This is a genomic window from Micrococcus sp. HG099 (assembly GCF_024723355.1).
Taxonomy (GTDB): domain Bacteria; phylum Actinomycetota; class Actinomycetes; order Actinomycetales; family Micrococcaceae; genus Micrococcus; species Micrococcus endophyticus.
On record NZ_JANQCJ010000041.1, the window covers coordinates 1 to 17,016 of the forward strand.

Annotated in this window: 16 protein-coding genes and 2 pseudogenes; 13 read left to right on the forward strand and 5 right to left on the reverse strand. The window is 73.0% G+C overall.

Annotated elements, in window-relative coordinates:
- Positions 1-338: pseudogene (locus tag NWP10_RS05445) on the forward strand (methyltransferase); the annotation flags it as partial.
- Positions 339-371: 33 nt separating this feature from the next.
- Here the strand turns inward: NWP10_RS05445 and NWP10_RS05450 are convergent.
- Positions 372-1,019 (reverse strand): hypothetical protein, encoded by a 648-nt coding sequence (locus tag NWP10_RS05450; RefSeq protein ID WP_258300149.1) that lies wholly within the window; start codon positions 1,017-1,019, stop codon positions 372-374.
- Positions 1,020-1,425: 406 nt separating this feature from the next.
- On the opposite strand from NWP10_RS05450, the gene topA reads away from it, so the two are divergent.
- From topA to proC, 4 genes are read left to right on the forward strand one after another with little or no spacing between them, the layout of a single operon-like run.
- Complete coding sequence (gene topA, locus NWP10_RS05455) at positions 1,426-4,263, forward strand: type I DNA topoisomerase (protein WP_258300150.1); 2,838 nt, start codon at positions 1,426-1,428, stop codon at positions 4,261-4,263.
- Positions 4,264-4,267: 4 nt separating this feature from the next.
- Complete coding sequence (locus tag NWP10_RS05460) at positions 4,268-5,290, forward strand: Ppx/GppA family phosphatase (RefSeq protein WP_258300151.1); 1,023 nt, start codon at positions 4,268-4,270, stop codon at positions 5,288-5,290.
- Between the two features lie 2 nt (positions 5,291-5,292).
- Complete coding sequence (locus NWP10_RS05465; RefSeq protein WP_258300152.1) at positions 5,293-6,150, forward strand: sugar phosphate isomerase/epimerase; 858 nt, start codon at positions 5,293-5,295, stop codon at positions 6,148-6,150.
- Positions 6,151-6,208: 58 nt separating this feature from the next.
- Positions 6,209-7,054, forward strand: coding sequence for a pyrroline-5-carboxylate reductase (proC, locus tag NWP10_RS05470; RefSeq protein ID WP_017488554.1), 846 nt, complete (start codon positions 6,209-6,211; stop codon positions 7,052-7,054).
- A 36-nt stretch (positions 7,055-7,090) separates the two neighbouring features.
- Here proC and NWP10_RS05475 read toward each other — a convergent pair whose 3' ends face one another.
- Genes NWP10_RS05475 through NWP10_RS05485 form a run of 3 tightly spaced genes read right to left on the reverse strand, consistent with a single transcriptional unit; the run spans position 7,091 to position 9,828 of the window.
- Positions 7,091-7,675, reverse strand: coding sequence for an AAA family ATPase (locus NWP10_RS05475; RefSeq protein WP_258300153.1), 585 nt, complete (start codon positions 7,673-7,675; stop codon positions 7,091-7,093).
- Positions 7,676-7,706: 31 nt separating this feature from the next.
- Positions 7,707-8,381, reverse strand: a complete 675-nt coding sequence (locus NWP10_RS05480) for a TrkA family potassium uptake protein (RefSeq protein WP_017488552.1) — start codon at positions 8,379-8,381, stop codon at positions 7,707-7,709.
- A complete protein-coding gene (locus NWP10_RS05485) occupies positions 8,374-9,828 on the reverse strand; it encodes a TrkH family potassium uptake protein (RefSeq protein ID WP_258300154.1) in 1,455 nt (484 codons plus the stop codon). The genes NWP10_RS05480 and NWP10_RS05485 overlap by 8 nt, the downstream gene beginning before the upstream one ends.
- Before the next feature lie 172 nt (positions 9,829-10,000).
- Between NWP10_RS05485 and NWP10_RS05490 the strand changes: the two genes are divergently transcribed.
- From NWP10_RS05490 to NWP10_RS05500, 3 genes are all read left to right on the forward strand, one after another.
- Positions 10,001-11,254, forward strand: a complete 1,254-nt coding sequence (locus NWP10_RS05490) for an acetoin utilization protein AcuC (protein WP_258300155.1) — start codon at positions 10,001-10,003, stop codon at positions 11,252-11,254.
- 162 nt (positions 11,255-11,416) lie between these two features.
- Positions 11,417-11,515: a 30S ribosomal protein bS22 gene (locus NWP10_RS05495; RefSeq protein WP_005504750.1), complete on the forward strand. Its 99-nt coding sequence runs from the start codon at positions 11,417-11,419 to the stop codon at positions 11,513-11,515.
- Positions 11,516-11,654: 139 nt separating this feature from the next.
- On the forward strand, positions 11,655-11,924 hold the full coding sequence (locus NWP10_RS05500; RefSeq protein WP_258300156.1) for a glutaredoxin family protein: 270 nt from the start codon (positions 11,655-11,657) through the stop codon (positions 11,922-11,924).
- Positions 11,925-11,930: 6 nt separating this feature from the next.
- On the opposite strand, the gene NWP10_RS05505 is transcribed toward NWP10_RS05500, so the two are convergent.
- Entirely contained in the window at positions 11,931-12,716 is a 786-nt protein-coding gene (locus NWP10_RS05505; protein WP_258300157.1) for a hypothetical protein, read from the reverse strand.
- A gap of 158 nt (positions 12,717-12,874) precedes the next feature.
- On the opposite strand from NWP10_RS05505, the gene NWP10_RS05510 reads away from it, so the two are divergent.
- The 5 genes and pseudogenes from NWP10_RS05510 to NWP10_RS05530 form a co-directional block, all read left to right on the forward strand.
- Positions 12,875-13,549, forward strand: coding sequence for a histidine phosphatase family protein (locus NWP10_RS05510; RefSeq protein WP_017488547.1), 675 nt, complete (start codon positions 12,875-12,877; stop codon positions 13,547-13,549).
- A 128-nt stretch (positions 13,550-13,677) separates the two neighbouring features.
- Positions 13,678-14,295: a TlpA disulfide reductase family protein gene (locus NWP10_RS05515; protein ID WP_258300158.1), complete on the forward strand. Its 618-nt coding sequence runs from the start codon at positions 13,678-13,680 to the stop codon at positions 14,293-14,295.
- 16 nt (positions 14,296-14,311) lie between these two features.
- Positions 14,312-15,067 carry a cytochrome c biogenesis CcdA family protein gene (locus tag NWP10_RS05520; protein WP_258300160.1) on the forward strand — a complete coding sequence of 252 codons (756 nt, stop codon included), beginning with the start codon at positions 14,312-14,314 and terminating at the stop codon, positions 15,065-15,067.
- Complete coding sequence (locus NWP10_RS05525; RefSeq protein ID WP_258300159.1) at positions 15,064-16,761, forward strand: cytochrome c biogenesis protein ResB; 1,698 nt, start codon at positions 15,064-15,066, stop codon at positions 16,759-16,761. Before NWP10_RS05520 ends, NWP10_RS05525 begins: the two co-directional genes overlap by 4 nt.
- A 2-nt stretch (positions 16,762-16,763) precedes the next feature.
- A pseudogene (locus NWP10_RS05530) lies at positions 16,764-17,016 on the forward strand (c-type cytochrome biogenesis protein CcsB); the annotation flags it as partial.

The window sequence follows — 17,016 nt, forward strand, 5'->3', positions numbered from 1 at the left end:
ACGCCGGGGAGGTCACAGGCGACCCGGCCCTGGCCGTGCTGCGTGGCCTGCACCTGCGCGTGGCCGGCGACGTCACCGAGGAGCGCCACCAGCGGTTCGGGGCCGCGCACCCCGAGGTGATCCTGGCCCGCCAGGGTTCCGGCTTCCGCCGGACCGCCCGCCTGGACACCGCCACGGCGGGCGTGCTCTCCGCCTCCGACGGCGAGCTGACCGTCGGCCAGCTGGTCGGGGCCGTCGCCGCGTTGCTGGAGCTGGATGACGCCGGCCGCGCCGGCCTGCTTGCCGCGATCCGCGAGCTTTACGAGGACGGCTTCCTGGTGGAGGGAGCCGAGGACTGAGGGCCCGGGCGGCACGGCCGCCCGGTGACCCGGTCAGAGGAGCCCGAACCGCGCCGCCTGTCGCAGATGCCGCAGGAACATCTCATCGCTGGGATCCCCGCGGCGCATCACCGGCACGGCCTCGTCGTAGCCGGAACCCGGCGCCGGATACCCCACCAGTCCCTCAAGGTGCTCGTCCACCATCCGCCCGAGCACACCCTCCACCTTGAAGCCGGTCACGGCTCCGTCCTCGACCTCGAGGATCGCGGTGACTCGCTGACCCAGGGCGTGCTGGGTGAGGACCAGTCCATAGGGGTGGTCCTCCTCGGGGATCCGGCCTTCCAGTGCTGACCAGTAGGCGACATCGGCTCGCTCGATGCCGTCTTCTGCCTGGATGGCCTCGTCCTCCTCCTGCTGCTCCGACTCGAGGTGTGACAGATAGGCGTCGAGGGAGCCGAAGGCGTGCCGGGCGCAGCGCAGGAGGGTGACGGGGTCCGTGATCGTCCACAGCACCTTGTCGGTGTCGGGGCGCAGCTCGTCGTCGTGCTGCAGATGGCCGCCCGAGAGGATCTCGCGTGCCAGAGGTCTCGCGCGGTAGCACTTCTCCAGCAGGGAGCCCACGTCCGTCGCCGTCGGGTTCGGCCGGGCCGCGGACTCCCAGCGGCGGACGAGGTCCGCCGTCGACCCCGGGGCGGTCAACACGTCCCCTGCCCGGCCACGCCGGAGAACGCGTGGATGCCTTCGGGCTTGCGGTTGTTGCCGTGGCAATGGCAGTACGTGCCCGAGCCCGACTCGTCCTTCTCCGGACCCACAGGCCTGAGGCCGGAGTGTGCGGACTGGGCGACTTGGGCAGCACCCTGGACCGTGTGGGATGTGGCGCGGGACCGACGAGGATGCATGGCCTGAGCCTAGGTTGAGTGTCATTAGGCGGACAGGAGGACTCGAGCCCGTGTCCGGTGGACGGGGTCCGCCCAGGGGCCTGTCAGGCTCCGGGCGTTATCGTGGGCCACGCGCCCCCTACGATGTGGGGACGTTCCGCCCACGGCCGGCGGGGGAGACCCCGCCCCGGCCCGGGCCCGCAGCTTTCCCCGTCCGAGGAGGAACCCCCTTGCCCACCACCCCCGCTTCCGTGACCGCCTCTGTGCCCGAGGGCAAGAAGCTCGTCATCGTGGAGTCCCCGGCCAAGAGCAAGTCCATCGCGAAGTACCTCAACGCGGTGGGCGAGGGCTGGGTGGTGGACTCCTCCGTGGGGCACATCCGTGACCTGCCCAAGCCCTCGGACCTGCCCGCGGACATGAAGAAGGGCCCCTTCGGCAAGTTCGCCGTGGACACGGAGAACGGCTTCGCCCCGTACTACGTGGTGCACCCGGACAAGAAGAAGAAGGTCACCGAGCTCAAGCGCGAGCTCAAGGACGCCGTGGCCCTCTACCTGGCCACCGATGCGGACCGCGAGGGCGAGGCCATCGCGTGGCACCTGCTGGACACGCTCAAGCCCAAGGTGCCGGTCTACCGGATGACCTTCGGCGAGATCACCAAGGAGGGCGTGCGCCGCGGCCTGGAGAACATCCGCGAGCTGGACACGCACCTCGTGGACGCCCAGGAGACCCGCCGCATCCTGGACCGCCTCTTCGGCTACGAGCTCTCCCCGGTGCTGTGGCGCAAGGTCTCGCGCGGCCTGTCCGCGGGCCGTGTGCAGTCCGTGGCCACCCGTCTCGTGGTGGAGCGCGAGCGCGAGCGCATGGCGTTCGTCTCCGCCGCCTACTGGGGCGTGGAGGGCACGTTCACCGTGGCGCCGGGCGCCCAGGCCGCCGACGCCGTCGGCAGCTCCTTCACCGCCCGCCTGTCCACGGTGGACGGTGAGCGGGTGGCCACGGGCCGGGACTTCGACGACGCCGGCGCGCTGAAGGCCTCCGCCGGCAAGAAGGTGACCCACCTGGACGAGGCCGCCGCGTCCTCGCTCGCCCAGGGCCTGCGCGGCGCGGACTTCACCGTGGACGCGGTGGAGGACAAGCCCTACACGCGGCGCCCGGCCGCCCCGTTCACCACCTCCACGCTCCAGCAGGAGGCCTCGCGCAAGCTGCGCATGAGCTCGCGGGTGTCCATGCAGGTGGCCCAGCGCCTGTACGAGAACGGCTACATCACCTACATGCGCACCGACTCGGTGAACCTGTCCCAGGAGGCCGTCCAGGCCGCCCGGCGCCAGGCCACCGAGCTCTACGGCCAGGACGCGGTGCCGGCGCAGCCGCGCGTGTACGCCAAGCGCAACGAGTCCGCGCAGGAGGCCCACGAGGCCATCCGCCCCGCCGGCGACTCCTTCCGCACCCCGGCCCAGGTCAAGGCCGAGCTGCGCCCGGACGAGTTCCGCCTCTACGAGCTGATCTGGAAGCGCACGGTCGCCTCGCAGATGGCCGACGCCAAGGGCTACACCGCCACGCTGCGCTTCTCCGCGACGGCGCAGGACGGCCGCGCCGCCCAGTTCAGCGCTTCCGGCACCGTCATCACCTTCAAGGGCTTCCTGGACGCCTACGAGGAGGGCAAGGACGCCGAGACCGAGGACGAGAAGGCCGAGGCGAAGGACCGCCGCCTCCCGCAGGTCGCCGAGGGCGAGCGCCTTATCGGCGAGCCCATCGAGGCCACCGGCCACGAGACCTCCCCGCCCGCGAGGTACACCGAGGCCTCGATCGTCGCGGAGCTCGAGCGCCGCGAGATCGGCCGCCCCTCCACGTACGCGCCCACGATCTCCACGATCATGGACCGCGGCTACGTGTCCAAGCGCGGCAACGCCCTGGTCCCGTCCTGGACGGCGTTCGCCGTGATCGGCCTGCTCGAGGACTACTTCGCGAAGTACGTGGACTACGACTTCACGGCCCGCATGGAGGACGACCTGGACCGGATCGCCGCCGGCGAGCTGGGCCGCGAGGCGTGGCTGCAGACCTTCTACTTCGGCGCCCCCGCCTCCGAGACCGGCAAGGGCGTGGAGGGCCTGCAGCAGGTGGTGGAGAACCTCGGCGAGATCGACGCGCGGGCCGTGAACTCGCTGCCGATCACGGACGAGATCACCCTGCGCGTGGGCCAGTACGGCCCCTACCTGGAGAAGCCGCTGCCCGCGGATGCCGAGGCCGGCTCCACGCCGCCGCGCGCCAACGTCCCCGAGGAGCTGGCCCCGGACGAGCTGACCCCGGCCAAGGCCGAGGAGCTCTTCGCCACCGCCAAGCCCTCCGAGCGCGAGCTGGGCACGGACCCGGAGACGGGGCGCGCCGTCGTCGCCAAGGACGGGCGCTACGGGCCCTACGTCACCGAGGTCATCCCCGAGATGACCGAGGAGCAGCTGCAGGCCTGGCTGGACGCCCAGCCCACCGAGTACTACAAGAACGGCAAGCCCAAGCCGAAGAAGAAGCCGGCCAAGGAGAAGCCCCGCACCGGCTCCCTGTTCTCCTCCATGTCCGTGGACACGGTGACCCTGGAAGAGGCGCTGCGGCTGATGTCCCTGCCGCGCGTGGTGGGCGCGGACGCCGAGGGCGAGGTCATCACCGCCCAGAACGGCCGCTTCGGCCCGTACCTGAAGAAGGGCACGGACTCGCGCTCCCTCGAGTCCGAGGACCAGATCTTCACCATCACGCAGGAGCAGGCGCTCGAGATCTACGCCCAGCCCAAGCAGCGCGGCCGCGGCGCCGCGAAGCCGCCGCTGGCCGAGTTCGGCGAGGACCCGGTCTCCGGCAAGAAGGTCACCGTGAAGGAGGGCCGCTTCGGCCCGTACGTCACGGACGGCGTCACCAACATCACCGTGCCGCGCGGCCGCCAGCCCGAGGAGCTCACCGCCGAGGAGGCCTACCAGCTCCTCGCGGACAAGCGCGCCAAGGGCCCGGCCACCCGCAAGGCCCCGGCCCGCAAGCCCGCCGCCCGCAAGGCCCCCGCCAAGAAGTCCGCCCCGAAGAAGAAGGCCTGAGCCCATGCGTCTCGGCGTCCTGGACATCGGCTCCAACACCGTTCACCTGCTCCTCGTGGACGCCCACCCGGGCGCGCGTCCGTCCGCGTACGCGGAGCACAAGCGGTCCCTGCCGCTGATCCGGTACCAGGACGCCGAGGGCGCCATCACCGAGGAGGGCCAGCACGAGCTCGTGGACTTCATCCGCGAGGCGGTGGCCTTCGCGGAGGTGCACCGGGCCGAGGACATGATCTCCTTCTGCACCTCGGCCATCCGGGAGTCCGCCAACGGGGCCGAGGTGCTGGCCCGCGTGGACCGCGAGGCCGGGGTGCACCTGGCAGAGCTCTCGGGGGACCAGGAGTCCGCCATGACCTACTTCGCGGTGCGCCGCTGGCAGGGCTGGGACGCCGGGTCCATCCTGAACTTCGACATCGGCGGCGGCTCCTTCGAGATCGCCTACGGCCAGGACGAGCTGCCCTCCCACGCGCTGTCCCTGCCGCTGGGTGCCGGCCGCCTCACGCGGGACTGGCTGCCGGAGGACCCGCCCAGCCCGAAGGGCGTGAAGAAGCTGCGCAAGCACGTGGAGAAGCGGCTCGAGGAGGCGTTCGCGGCGTTCCCGCCGGTGGAGGCGCCCGTGGCCGTCACCGCCACGTCCAAGACCTTCCGCTCCCTGGCCCGGCTGACCGGGGCGGCGCCGTCGGCCGCGGGCCCCTACGTGAAGCGGCACCTGCGCGCGGACGACCTGCACCTGTGGGTCAACCGCCTCGCCGCCATGACCGCCGCCGAGCGCGCGGACCTGCCCGGCGTCTCCGAGGTGCGCGCCCCGCAGGTGCTCGCCGGCGCGATCGTGGCGCTGGCCGCCATGCGGACCTTCGGGATCGCCCAGCTCGAGATCTGCCCGTGGGCGCTGCGCGAGGGCCTCATCCTCAACCGCCTGGACGCCCTCATGCTCGAGGGCCACCTCACCCATGACGGCCGCCCCGGGGTGGGCCATGTGAACCTCAACACGGACACCCTCCTGCCCGGGCTGCGCCTGGGGGTGCGCTGACCATGGCCGGCTCCACCGCCCACCTGGCCCCCGCCCCGCGCTTCGGCTCGGACATCCCCGTGACCCTCTCCTCGTCCTCGGTGTTCCCGCTGGGCACGCAGGACGTGTTCGCCACCGCGCAGGACCTGGGCTACGACGGCGTGGAGGTCATGGTCACCCACAACACGTGGAGCCAGGACGCGGACCGCCTGAAGCGGCTCTCGGCCCGCCACGGCATGCCGATCGACTCCATCCACGCCCCCACGCTGCTGTTCACCCAGCAGGTGTGGGGCTCGGCGTGGTCCAAGATCCGCCGCTCCGTGGAGCTCGCGCAGGCGGTGGGCGCCCCCGTGGTGGTGGCGCACCCGCCGTTCCGCTGGCAGGGCACCTACGCCTCGGGCTTCGCCGAGGGCATCCACGAGATCATGGCGGACACCGGGGTGGTGATCGCCGTGGAGAACATGTACCCGTGGCGCGCGTACGGACGCGAGGCCACCATGTACCTGCCGCACTGGGACCCCATGCCCGAGCCCTACGAGCACGTGTGCTGGGACTTCTCGCACGCGGCCATCGCCCGCGAGGACTCCCTGGAGGCGCTGCGCCGGCTGGGCTCGCGGGTCCGCCACATCCACCTCACGGACGGCAACGACTCCGGGAAGGACGACCACCTCGTCCCCGGCGAGGGCACCCAGAAGGTGGCCGAGTCGCTGCACCACCTGGCCGCGGAGGGCTTCGCCGGCACCGTGTGCGTGGAGGTGGGCACGCGCGGCGTGGAGTACGCCGGGCAGCGCGAGGAGAAGCTGGCCGCCTCGCTCGCGTTCGCGCGCGAGCACCTGGCGGCCGGCGGGACGAAGGACGACGACGGCGCACCGGGTGCCTGACACCGCACCTGGCACCACACCAGACACCGCATCGGACACCGAAGGAGAGCGATCCACCGTGAAGCTGACCATCCTGGGCCTGGGGACCATGACGGGCGCCATCCTGACCGGCGCGATCGAGGCGGGCGCCGTGCGCGCCGAGGACGTGCGCGCCACCACCCGCTCCGCCGCCTCGGCCGAGCGCGCCCGCGGCCGGCACCCCGGCGTGGAGGTGCTCGCCGCCGAGGAGGATCCGCAGGCGAACGTGCGGGCCGTGGAGGGCGCGGACGTGGTGCTGCTCGGGGTGAAGCCCAAGGACATGGCGGCCACCGCCGCCGAGGTGGCCCAGGCCCTGCCGGAGGCCGCCACGGTGGTGTCCGTGGCCGCCGGAGTGCGCGCCGAGACCCTCGCCGCGGCGCTGCGCGAAGGCCAGCCGCTGGTGCGCACCATGCCGAACACCCCGCTCACGGTGGGCTCCGGCGTGGTGGGCGTCGCGCCGGCCGCCGGGGTCACCGACGCCCAGGCCGAGGCCGTGGAGGCGCTGTTCGCCGGGTCCGGGCTCGTGGTGCGCGTGGCCGAGGAGCAGCTCGCGGCCGTGGTGGCCGCCGCCGGCTCCGCCCCCGCCTACGTGTTCCTGCTCGCCGAGGCGATCGCCCGACACGCCGAGGAGCTCGGCCTGGACCGCTCGGACGCCGAGGCCATGGCGGCGGCCACCGTGAAGGGCGCCGGGCTCATGCTGCAGCGCGGCATCCGGGAGGGCGACCAGACCGCCGAGGACCTGCGCCGCGGCGTCATGAGCCCCGGCGGCACCACCGAGCAGGCGATCCGCACCTTCCAGGAGGGCGGCTTCGAGCGGCTCGTGGCGGACGCCATGGACGCCGCCGCCCGCCGGGACGAGGAGATGGGCCGCGAGTTCGCCGGCTGACCCCTCCCCGCCGGGGGTGAGGGCCGCCGTCGTGCCCTACGACGCGCGGTCGCGCACGCGCACGCCCTCCAGCCACTGGAGGATCCGCGCCGCGGACTCGGACGGGGTGAGGCCGCCGGTCTCGAGCACCAGGTGCGGATGCGCCGCCAGCAGGCCGGCCGCGGCGTGCGGGCCGTCCGCGGTGGTCATGGTCCAGCCGGCCTCCATCTCCCGCACGTTGCGGTCCGACCACTCCAGGTCCCGCTTGGAGGCCTTGTGCGCGAGGCGCTCGGCCGTCCGGTTCCGGGCGAGCCGGGTCGGGAGGTCCGCGCGGAGCTCCACGAAGGCCGCCTCCTCGAAGAGCGCCGCGTAGTCCGCCAGCAGGGCGGCGTCCTGCGGATCCTCCACGTCCCACACGAGGGTGAACACGAGGTCGGTCCCCGTGCGGGCGGCCTCCTGCAGCACGCGCAGCCGGAACTCCTCGTTGAGCAGGTGGAACGGCTCGGTGCCGTGGCCGAAGAGCTCGATCAGCGGCTCGATCGTCATGTGGTTGTGGAACAGGCGGAACGAGGAGGCGGAGGCCACGGCGCGGCCCACCGTCATCTTCCCGACGGCGGGCGGGCCGAAGAGCAGCAGCAGCATGGCCTCACCCTAGGCGGCCGGGGCGCCTGGCTCAGGGCCGGGCCGCGAACCGGTCGATCAGGTCGGTGTGACCGGAGACGATGAGCGTGTCCCGGGCCCCCACGCGGGTGTCCGGCTGGGCGTAGGTGAAGTCCTCGCCGGGGGTCTTCACGCCCACCACGGTCACGCCGTACTTGGAGCGGACGTGGGACTCGCCGAGCGTGAAGCCCACGCACTCGGCCGGCGGGTACATCTTCACGATCGCGAAGTCGTCGTCGAACTCGATGAAGTCCAGCATGCGCCCGTTCACCAGGTGGGCGGCGCGCACGCCGGCGTCGTGCTCCGGGAAGATCACGTGGTTCGCGCCGATCCGCTTGAGGATCGTGCCGTGCGCCTCGCTGATCGCCTTCACCCAGATGTGCTGGATCTCCAGGTCTACGAGGTTCGCGGTGATGAGCACCGAGGCCTCGATGGAGGTGCCCACGCCCACCACCGCCGTCGAGAAGTCCTGCGCGCCGAGCTGGCGCAGCGCCTCCGGGTCCGTGGCGTCCGCCTCCACCACGTGCGTCAGGGACGGCGCGAAGCGCTGGACCAGCACGGGGTCCCGCTCGATGGCGAGCACCTCGCGGCCCTGGGCCACGAGCTCCTCGGCCGTGGCCGCGCCGAAGCGGCCCAGCCCCACCACGAGCACGGGGGCGTTGGGATCGGTGCGCTGCGGGTCAGCCAAGGATCGGCCTCTCGACGGGGTAGCGGTAGAGCACGCGGCGCTGACGCAGGGCCAGGGCCGCGGCGAACGTGATCGTACCAACGCGCCCCGCGAACATCATGGCCGCCAGCAGGTACTTGCCGGCCGGCGGGGCCTCCGCCGAGATCCCCACGGACAGCCCGCACGTGGCGAACGCGGAGATCACCTCGAACAGCGGCCGCTGCAGGGACTCGTCGGCGATGTGCACGAGGGCCAGGGTGGCCACGAGCACCAGCGTGGCGCCCAGGGCGAGCACCGAGATGGCCACGCGCAGGGTCTCCGAGGCGATCGTGCGGCCGTGCGCGGTGACCTCACGGTCGCCGCGGGCCTCGGCGAGGATGGCCAGGAACATCACGGCCAGCGTGGTGACCTTGATGCCGCCGGCGGTGGACGCCGAGCCGCCGCCCACGAACATCAGCGCGTCCATGAGCAGCAGGGACTCGGGGCGATGCGCGTTCGTGTCGTCGATCGCGAACCCGCCGGAGCGCGTCATCACCGAGCCGAACAGGGACCGCCAGATCCGCTCGACGACGCCGAGGTCCCCGTTCGTGCCCGGATTCCCGGCCTCGAAGAAGAACAGCAGCACGGCGCCGAGCACGAGCAGCGCGAGGGTGACCTCCACCGTCAGCTTCGTGTGCAGGTTCCAGGCCCGGTAGCGCCAGCCCTTGTCCAGCAGCACCATGACCACCGGGAAGCCGAGGGCGCCGGCGAACACGCCCACCGCGATCACCGTGAGGATCACCGGGTCGTGCGCCACCGCGGACAACCCGTCCACGTGCAGGGAGAAGCCGGCGTTGTTGAACGCGCTCACCGAGTAGAAGACGCCGTGCCACAGCCCCGTCAGCCACGAGCCCGACTCGGCCGCGAAATGCGGCACCAGGAACACGGCCAGGGCCGCCTCGCAGGTCAGCACGGTCACGACGACGACGCGCAGCAGGCGTCCGACCTCGCCCACGTTGCCGGTGGTCATCCCGGCCTCCTGCGTGGCCAGCTTGGAGCGCAGGCCGAGGTGCCGGGACACCGCCAGGGTGAGCAGGGAGGCCATGGACAGGATGCCGAGGCCGCCGATCTGGATGGCCACGAGGATGATCACCTGGCCGGCCACGGACCAGTGCTCGGCCGTGTTCAGCGTGATCAGCCCGGTCACGGAGACGGCGGAGACGGCGGTGAACATCGCGTCGTGCAGGGCCGTCGGGCGGCCGTCCGCGGACGCCCACGGCAGGCTCAGCAACGCCGTGAACACGAGCGAGACCAGCAGAAACGCGGACAGCGCCGCGCGGGCGGGGGAGCCGCTCACCACCGAGCCGACCGCCCGGGAGGAGCGGCGCAGCACCGTGCGCAGCTCCGAGGAGGACTCCAGCGTGGACACCCCGTCCGGCCGGGGCAGGCCGCCGTGGCGGCGCGTGGGGGGAGCGGGCCTGGGGGCCATGGGCACCTCCTGCGCGGGTGAAGGGGTCGGGGCGCGGGCCGAACGGCGTCCGGCCCGGTCATCCCGGGGTCGCGTCCAGTATCGCCCCGCCGGGGCGTCCGCGCGTCACGTGCGCGGGACATCCGCTGCAACCCTCGCGGCCGGGCGCGGGGGAGGCCTACCCTGGAGGGTGATGAGCACCACGTCCCAGCGCCCCGCTCCCACACCGGCCGCCGTCGTGTGGGACCCCAGCCTGCTCCGCTACCGGTTCAGCGCGGAGCACCCCATGGCGCCGCTGCGGCTGGACCTGACGCACCGGCTCGTGGAGGCGTTCGGCCTGCTGGACGCCCCCCACGTGAGCATCATCGAGCCTCCCGTCGCCACGGACGCCCAGCTCGCCCTCGTCCACGACCCGGACTACATCGCCGCGGTGCGCCGGGCCTCCGAGGCGGCGTCGGACGAGGACGCCCCCTTCGGCCTGGGCACCGAGGACTGCCCCGTGTTCCCGGACCTGCACGAAGCCTCCGCGCGCATCGCCGGCGGCACCCTGGCCGCGGCCGAGGCCGTCTGGTCCGGGCAGGTGCGGCGCGCCGTGAACTTCGCCGGCGGCATGCACCACGCCGCCCGGGCCAAGGCCTCCGGGTTCTGCATCTACAACGACTGCGCCCTCGCCATCCAGCGCCTGCTGGACCTCGGCGCGGAGCGCGTCGTCTACCTGGACGTGGACGCCCATCACGGCGACGGCACGCAGGCGATCTTCTACGACGACCCCCGAGTGATGACCATCTCCGTCCATGAGACCGGCATCAGCCTGTTCCCGGGCACCGGCTTCGCCAACGAGATCGGCGGGCCGGACGCGCAGGGCACCTCCGTGAACGTCGCCGTGCCGCCGCGCACCGGCGATGCCGGATTCCTGCGCGCCGTGCACGCCGTGGTGCCGCAGCTGCTGCAGGCCTTCGACCCGGACGTGATCGTCAGCCAGCACGGCTGCGACGGCCACCTCGCCGACCCGCTGGCGGACCTGCGCCTGAGCGTGGACGGCCAGCGCCAGCTCGCCTTCGACATCGGCGACTGGGCGGAGAAGTTCGCCGACGGCCGGTGGGTGGCCACCGGCGGCGGCGGCTACAACCTGCTGCGCGTGGTGCCGCGCGCCTGGACACACCTCACCGCCGCCGTCCTGCAGACCCCCATCCCCGTGAAGGCGGAGATCCCGCAGGCCTGGGTCGAGCACGCCCGCACCCTCACGGCCGAGGAGCTCACGGGGGACATGTCCCTCCACGAGGGCGACGAGTCCGAGCGCATCCCCACCGTGATGGGCGAGGACGCGGACGTCTGGTGGCGCTCCTGGGAGGTCGGCTACGACCCGGCCGACCCGGTGGACCAGTCGATCATGGCCACGCGCCGCGAGCTGTTCCCGCTGCACGGCCTGGACCCCTGGTTCGACTGACCGCTCGGCGTCTCGGTTCGACCGCGGCGGGCCCGGCCGGTATTGTGGCCGAGAACGTTTTCATGCGTTCCACATCCGGTGGAATGCGGGTCGGCGTGTCCGGGGCCCGGATGCCAGCGGTCCCCACAGCCGCCGACCTACACCCCGATTCAAGGAGTCCCCATGGGATCTGTGATCAAGAAGCGCCGCAAGCGCATGTCGAAGAAGAAGCACCGCAAGCTGCTTCGCAAGACCCGTCACCAGCGTCGCAACAAGAAGTGACGCCCGCGCCGTCACGGCGCTGACACCACGAGGCCGCCGGCTCCCAGGAGGAGACGGCGGCCTCGTCGCGTCCGGGCTGCACTGTCTGGGACTGCGCCGTGCGGGCCGTGCTGTCGGGACTGCTCCGTAGAGTGGGCGCATGAGCACGCTCCTGCCCGCCTCCGCCGCCCGCGTCCAGCTCCTCGTCAAGCCCGGCTGCCACCTCTGCGAGGACGCCGCGGCGACGGTGGCGCAGGTGTGCGGCGCGCGGGGCGAGGCCTGGGAGGCCGTGGACGGGGCCGCGCACCCGGACCTGCTCGAGCGCTTCGTGGACGAGGTGCCCGTGCTCTTCGTGGACGGCGTCCAGCGCGACTTCTGGCGCGTAGACCCGGTCCGCCTGGGCCGGCTCCTCGACGCGCCCCGCCCCTGACCGGGGTCAGCGGGCGCCGGCGCGCTCCCAGGCCTTGAGACGCATGTACTCGGTGGCCTCCGGGCGGTACGCCATGACGATGCCCGCGACGCCCAGGCCGACCCACAGCAGGTCGAACGGGTTGAAGGCGCCCATCATCAGGTTCGCCGCGATCATCAGCACCGAGAGCGCGGCCAGGACCGTGCCGACCGTGCGGGCCGCGCGTGAGCCCTTGCGGATCTTCAGGGCGATCAGCAGGTAGACGAGGAACGCCAGCACGCCGAAGGCGGCCGCGACGGCGCTCATCACCGGCAGCAGCTGGTCCGTCATCTGCTCCATCTGCACCAGCTGGTCGGCGGGCAGCCCCATCTGCTCGTAGGTCTCGCGCATCTGCTGCTCGAGCATGGCCCGGGACTCGGGCAGGGTCATGGCGAAGGCGGCCAGCAGCGTGCTGGCCAGCAGCACGAGGCCGCCGGCGAGGATCAGCCAGAACGACGCCGTGATCGCCCCGGGGCGCCGCGGCGCCGTGACCGGGCCCGGGGCCTGCTGACCGGGCCAGCCGCCCTGAGTCGGGTATCCCAGGTCCGCGTACGACGGAGCCGGGTGCCCCGGGTTCACGTGTCCCTGCCCGGGCTGTCCGTGGGCCGGGCCGCCCTGTCCGTTGGGCGCCTGTCCGTACGGATGCGCGCCGTACGGATTCTCGCCATACGGGCTCGGGCCGGGGGCGTCCTGACCGGAGGGGCCCTGGCCGTACGGGTTCTGGCCGTACGGGCTCGGGCCGCGCTGCGGGTCGGTGGGCGAGGTGCCGGACATGGGGGCCTCCTGACGGCGCCGCCGCTCGCGGCGCCTGTGATGCGGACGGATGCGGTGCGCGCGGGGCGCACCGGACTGCCGCCCACGCTACCGCCGGGGCCCCGCGTGGGCACGGGCCCCGGCACGGCCGGCGCCCCGCCTCTGCCAGACTGGGGGCCATGCAGACGCCCGCCACCGTCCACCTGGTCCGCCACGGAGAAGTCCACAACCCCGACCGCGTCCTCTACGGCCGCCTCCCGGAGTTCGGCCTCTCGGAGCTGGGCCGGCAGATGGCCGACGGCGTCGCCGCGTGGTTCCTCGAGCGCGCGGAGCAGACGGGCCGCCGGCCCGACGTCGTCGCGGCCTCCCCGCTGACCCGCGCCCAGCAGACCGCCGAGCCGATCGCCGCCGCCCTCGGGCGCCCGCTGGCCACCGAGCCGGACCTCATCGAGGCCGAGAACGACTTCGAGGGCATGTCCCAGGTCGCCGCCTCGCTCAAGCGGAACCCGCGCCTGTGGCCCAAGCTGCGCAACCCGCTGCGCCCCTCCTGGGGCGAGCCCTACCGCCAGCAGGCGGCTCGCATGCTCGCCGTCGTCGACCGGGTGCGGGACGAGGCCGTGGCCGCCGGCGGACCCGGCGCCGAGGCGGTGCTCGTCTCCCACCAGCTGCCCATCTGGGTGACGCGCCTGGCCGTCGAGGGCCGGCCCCTGTGGCACGACCCGCGCCGCCGCGAGTGCTCCCTGACCTCCGTGACCTCCCTCGTGTTCGAGGAGGGCCGGGCGCTGCCGCGCGTCGAGTACCACGAGCCCAACCAGGCCCTGCTCAAGGACGCCTCCTCTCTGCCCGGGGCCTGAGCCGGACCCCGCCCCTCCCACGGGCCACGGGTGTGACACCCAGGGTTCAGTCAGGATCGAGGGCGGACAGTAGACTTCCAAGGTCCCCGGAATCTAGCCCCGCGCATCCCCTGGAGGGCAGCCACGCCATGCACACCCCGCCCCGTCCGTCCCGCCGCACCCTGCTGACCGGCCTCGCACTCGCCGGCCTGGCGCCGGCGCTCGCGGCCTGCTCGGGCGGTGACGACTCGCTCGCGCGGCAGGCGGGCAACGCGGACGGCAAGAACTACATCGCCGGCGACGGCTCCGTCCTGGAGATCGCCCCCGCCGAGCGCGGCGCCCCCGTGGAGTTCGCCGCCGAGCTCTTCGACGGCAGCCCCGTGACCGGCGCGAGCCTGCGCGGCGCCCCCGCCCTGCTGAACTTCTGGTACGCCGCCTGCGCGCCGTGCCGCGTCGAGGCCCCCCACCTCGTCTCCCTGCACGAGCAGTTCGACCCGCAGGGCGTGCGGTTCCTCGGCGTGAACGTCCGGGACACCGTCACCACCGCCCAGGCCTTCGAGCGCACCTTCGAGATTCCCTACCCGTCCGTCGAGGACGCCCGCGGGGACGTGCTCCTGAACATGACTGACTACGTGCCCCCGCAGGCCGTGCCCTCCACCCTCGTCCTGGACGCCGAGGGCCGCGTGGCCGCCCGCGTGCTCGGCGCCGTGGAGGAGTCCACCCTGCGCGCCCTGCTCACCACCGTGGTGGTCGAGGCCGCGGCCTGACCCGGCCGCCGTGTCCATGCAGAACAACCCCTTCGCCGAGATCGCCCTCGACGGCTCCCTGCTGCTGGCCGCGCCGATCGCCGTGCTGGCCGGCCTGATCTCCTTCCTCTCCCCGTGCGTGCTGCCGCTCGTGCCCGGCTACCTCGGGTACGTCACCGGCCTCGGCGGGGACGTGCTCACCAGCCGCCGCCGCGGGCGCCTCGTGCTCGGCTCCGTGCTGTTCGTGCTCGGGTTCGCCGTGGTGTTCGTGGGCATCACCGTGGTGTTCACCCAGGCCATGGTCTGGCTGCGGCGCGACGGCGCCTGGGTCACCCCCGTGCTCGGCGTGCTCGTGATGCTCATGGGCCTCGTGTTCCTCGGCGGCGGCGGTCGGCTCCAGCAGGAGCGCCGCATCCACGTCAAGCCCGCCGCCGGCCTGGTCGGCGCGCCCCTGCTGGGCATGACCTTCGGCCTGGGCTGGGCGCCGTGCATCGGCCCCACCATGGCCGCCGTCCTGGCCATGTCCACGGCCGGCTCCGACTCCGTGGGCCGCGGCGCCCTGCTCGCCTTCCTCTACTGCCTCGGCCTGGGCCTGCCGTTCGTGCTCATGGCCCTCGGCATGGAGCGCGGCATGCGGGCACTCGGGTTCTTCCGCCGGCACCGCGTGCTGATCACGCGCCTCGGCGGCGCCCTGCTGATCGCGCTGGGCCTGCTCATGGTCACCGGCGTCTGGACCGCCTGGACCACGCAGCTGCAGCTGTGGTTCGCCAACGAATGGGAGATGCCCCTGTGAGCTCCAAGGCCGCCCGGACGCGCTCCGAGCCCGTCACCCTGCCGCGCCTCGGCCTGGCGGGCACCCTGCGCTGGATCTGGACCCAGCTGACCAGCATGAGCACCGCGCTCATGCTGCTGCTCCTGCTCGCCGTCGCCGCCGTGCCCGGCTCCCTCGTGCCCCAGCGCCGCGCCGGCCCCGAGATCGTGGACCAGTGGATCGCGGACAACCCCGTGTGGGGCCCCGTCCTGGACGCCCTGCAGTTCTTTGACGTCTACAACTCCGCCTGGTTCTCGGCCATCTACCTGCTGCTGTTCGTCTCCCTCGTGGGCTGCGTGTGGCCGCGCGCCATCCAGCACGCCAAGGCCATGCGCCGGCCCCCGGCCCGCACCCCCCGCAACCTGACGCGCCTGCCGGCCTCCGGCGTCGTCGTCCTCGAGGAGGGCGGCCCGAGCCCCGAGGAGGCCGTGGCCGGCGCCCAGGCGTGGCTGCGCAAGCGCCGCTACCGCGTGGAGCACCGCCCCGAGGCCGGCGGCGCGTCCGTGGGCGCCGAGCGCGGATACCTGCGCGAAATCGGCAACATCATGTTCCACTTCTCGCTGATCGGCGTGCTCGTGTTCATGGCCTACGGTGGCATGACCAAGTACACCGGGCAGAAGATCATCGTGGAGGGCGAGGGCTTCGCCAACAACCTCGTGGCCTACGACTCCTTCACCCCCGGCGCCTACTTCAGCGCGGACGACCTCCAGCCGTTCTCCCTCACCCTCGACTCCTTCGACGCCGTGTTCGACCGCGAGTCCGAGACCCACTACGGCCAGCCGCTGGACTACACCGCCGTCATGGACGTCCGCGAGGGCTCCGGCGGCGAGCCCCAGCGCCAGATCCTCAAGGTCAACCAGCCCCTGGACATCGACGGCGTGCGCGTCTACCTCGTGGGCAACGGCTACGCGCCCGTGGTGACCATCCGCGACGGCGCCGGGGACGTGGCCTTCCAGGGCCCCGTGGTCACCCGCGTATTCGACGAGAACTACGGCTCGCAGGCCACCATCAAGGCCCCCGACGCACGGCCGGACCAGCTGGGCTTCGTCGGCTTCTTCCTGCCCTCGGCGGTGGAGGACGAGGCCGGCGCCGCGTTCTCCGCGGACCCCGAGCTGCTCAACCCGGAGCTGCAGCTGAACTCGTACTACGGGGACCTCGGCCTGGACACCGGCCGCCCGCAGAACGTGTTCGTGCTGGACACCGAGTCCCTCACCGAGCTCAACAGCCGCACCAACGAGCACGGCGGCATCGTGCTCGGCCAGGGCGAGACCTACGAGCTCCCCGAGGGCCGCGGCACCATCAGCTTCGACGGCGTCCGCCGCTACGTCGGCCTGGACATCCACTACGACCCGGGCAAGTGGGGCGTGGGCCTCTTCGCCACCACCGCCCTGCTCGGGCTGGTCATCAGCCTGTTCGTCCGCCGCCGCCGCGTGTGGGTCCGCGCCCGCACCGACGAGGCCGGCCGCACCCGCGTGGAGTACGCGCTGCTCGCCCGCGGCGAGGAGTTCGGCCTGCACGAGGAGCACGTGGCCCTGCGCTCGGCCATGGAGCGCTGGTGGCCCGTCGCCGCCCCCGAGTCCGAGGAGGAGGCCGTCGCATCGGCCGCCGCCGTCGGCCACACTGGAACCACCCCCGAGACCCTCGCCGGTCCCCGCACCCCCCGATCAGGAGACTGACAGTGTTCAACCCCACGGCCCCCGTGAACGAGCAGCTGGCGCTGTACAGCGACCTCTTCATGCTCATCGCCGCGCTGGTGTACGCGGCCGCGTTCATCCTCTTCACCATCGACATGGCCACGTCCTCGGCCACCATCCGGCGGCTCGAGGAGGACCTCGCGGCGCAGCGCGGCGAGGTGCGCCTCGCCCCGGCCCGCGAGGCGGCTCGTGAGGCCGTGGGCGCCGGCGTCGGCGCCTCCGCCGGCTCCGCGGGCG

Coding starts and splice junctions, on each gene's coding strand:
- NWP10_RS05460 (WP_258300151.1), top strand. CDS start 4,268: ATGCGTCTCGGCGTCCTGGACATCGGCTCCAACACCGTTCACCTGCTC.
- NWP10_RS05465 (WP_258300152.1), top strand. CDS start 5,293: ATGGCCGGCTCCACCGCCCACCTGGCCCCCGCCCCGCGCTTCGGCTCG.
- NWP10_RS05475 (WP_258300153.1), bottom strand. CDS start 7,675: ATGCTGCTGCTGCTCTTCGGCCCGCCCGCCGTCGGGAAGATGACGGTG.
- NWP10_RS05485 (WP_258300154.1), bottom strand. CDS start 9,828: ATGGCCCCCAGGCCCGCTCCCCCCACGCGCCGCCACGGCGGCCTGCCC.
- NWP10_RS05490 (WP_258300155.1), top strand. CDS start 10,001: ATGAGCACCACGTCCCAGCGCCCCGCTCCCACACCGGCCGCCGTCGTG.
- NWP10_RS05495 (WP_005504750.1), top strand. CDS start 11,417: ATGGGATCTGTGATCAAGAAGCGCCGCAAGCGCATGTCGAAGAAGAAG.
- NWP10_RS05500 (WP_258300156.1), top strand. CDS start 11,655: ATGAGCACGCTCCTGCCCGCCTCCGCCGCCCGCGTCCAGCTCCTCGTC.
- NWP10_RS05505 (WP_258300157.1), bottom strand. CDS start 12,716: ATGTCCGGCACCTCGCCCACCGACCCGCAGCGCGGCCCGAGCCCGTAC.
- NWP10_RS05510 (WP_017488547.1), top strand. CDS start 12,875: ATGCAGACGCCCGCCACCGTCCACCTGGTCCGCCACGGAGAAGTCCAC.
- NWP10_RS05515 (WP_258300158.1), top strand. CDS start 13,678: ATGCACACCCCGCCCCGTCCGTCCCGCCGCACCCTGCTGACCGGCCTC.
- NWP10_RS05520 (WP_258300160.1), top strand. CDS start 14,312: ATGCAGAACAACCCCTTCGCCGAGATCGCCCTCGACGGCTCCCTGCTG.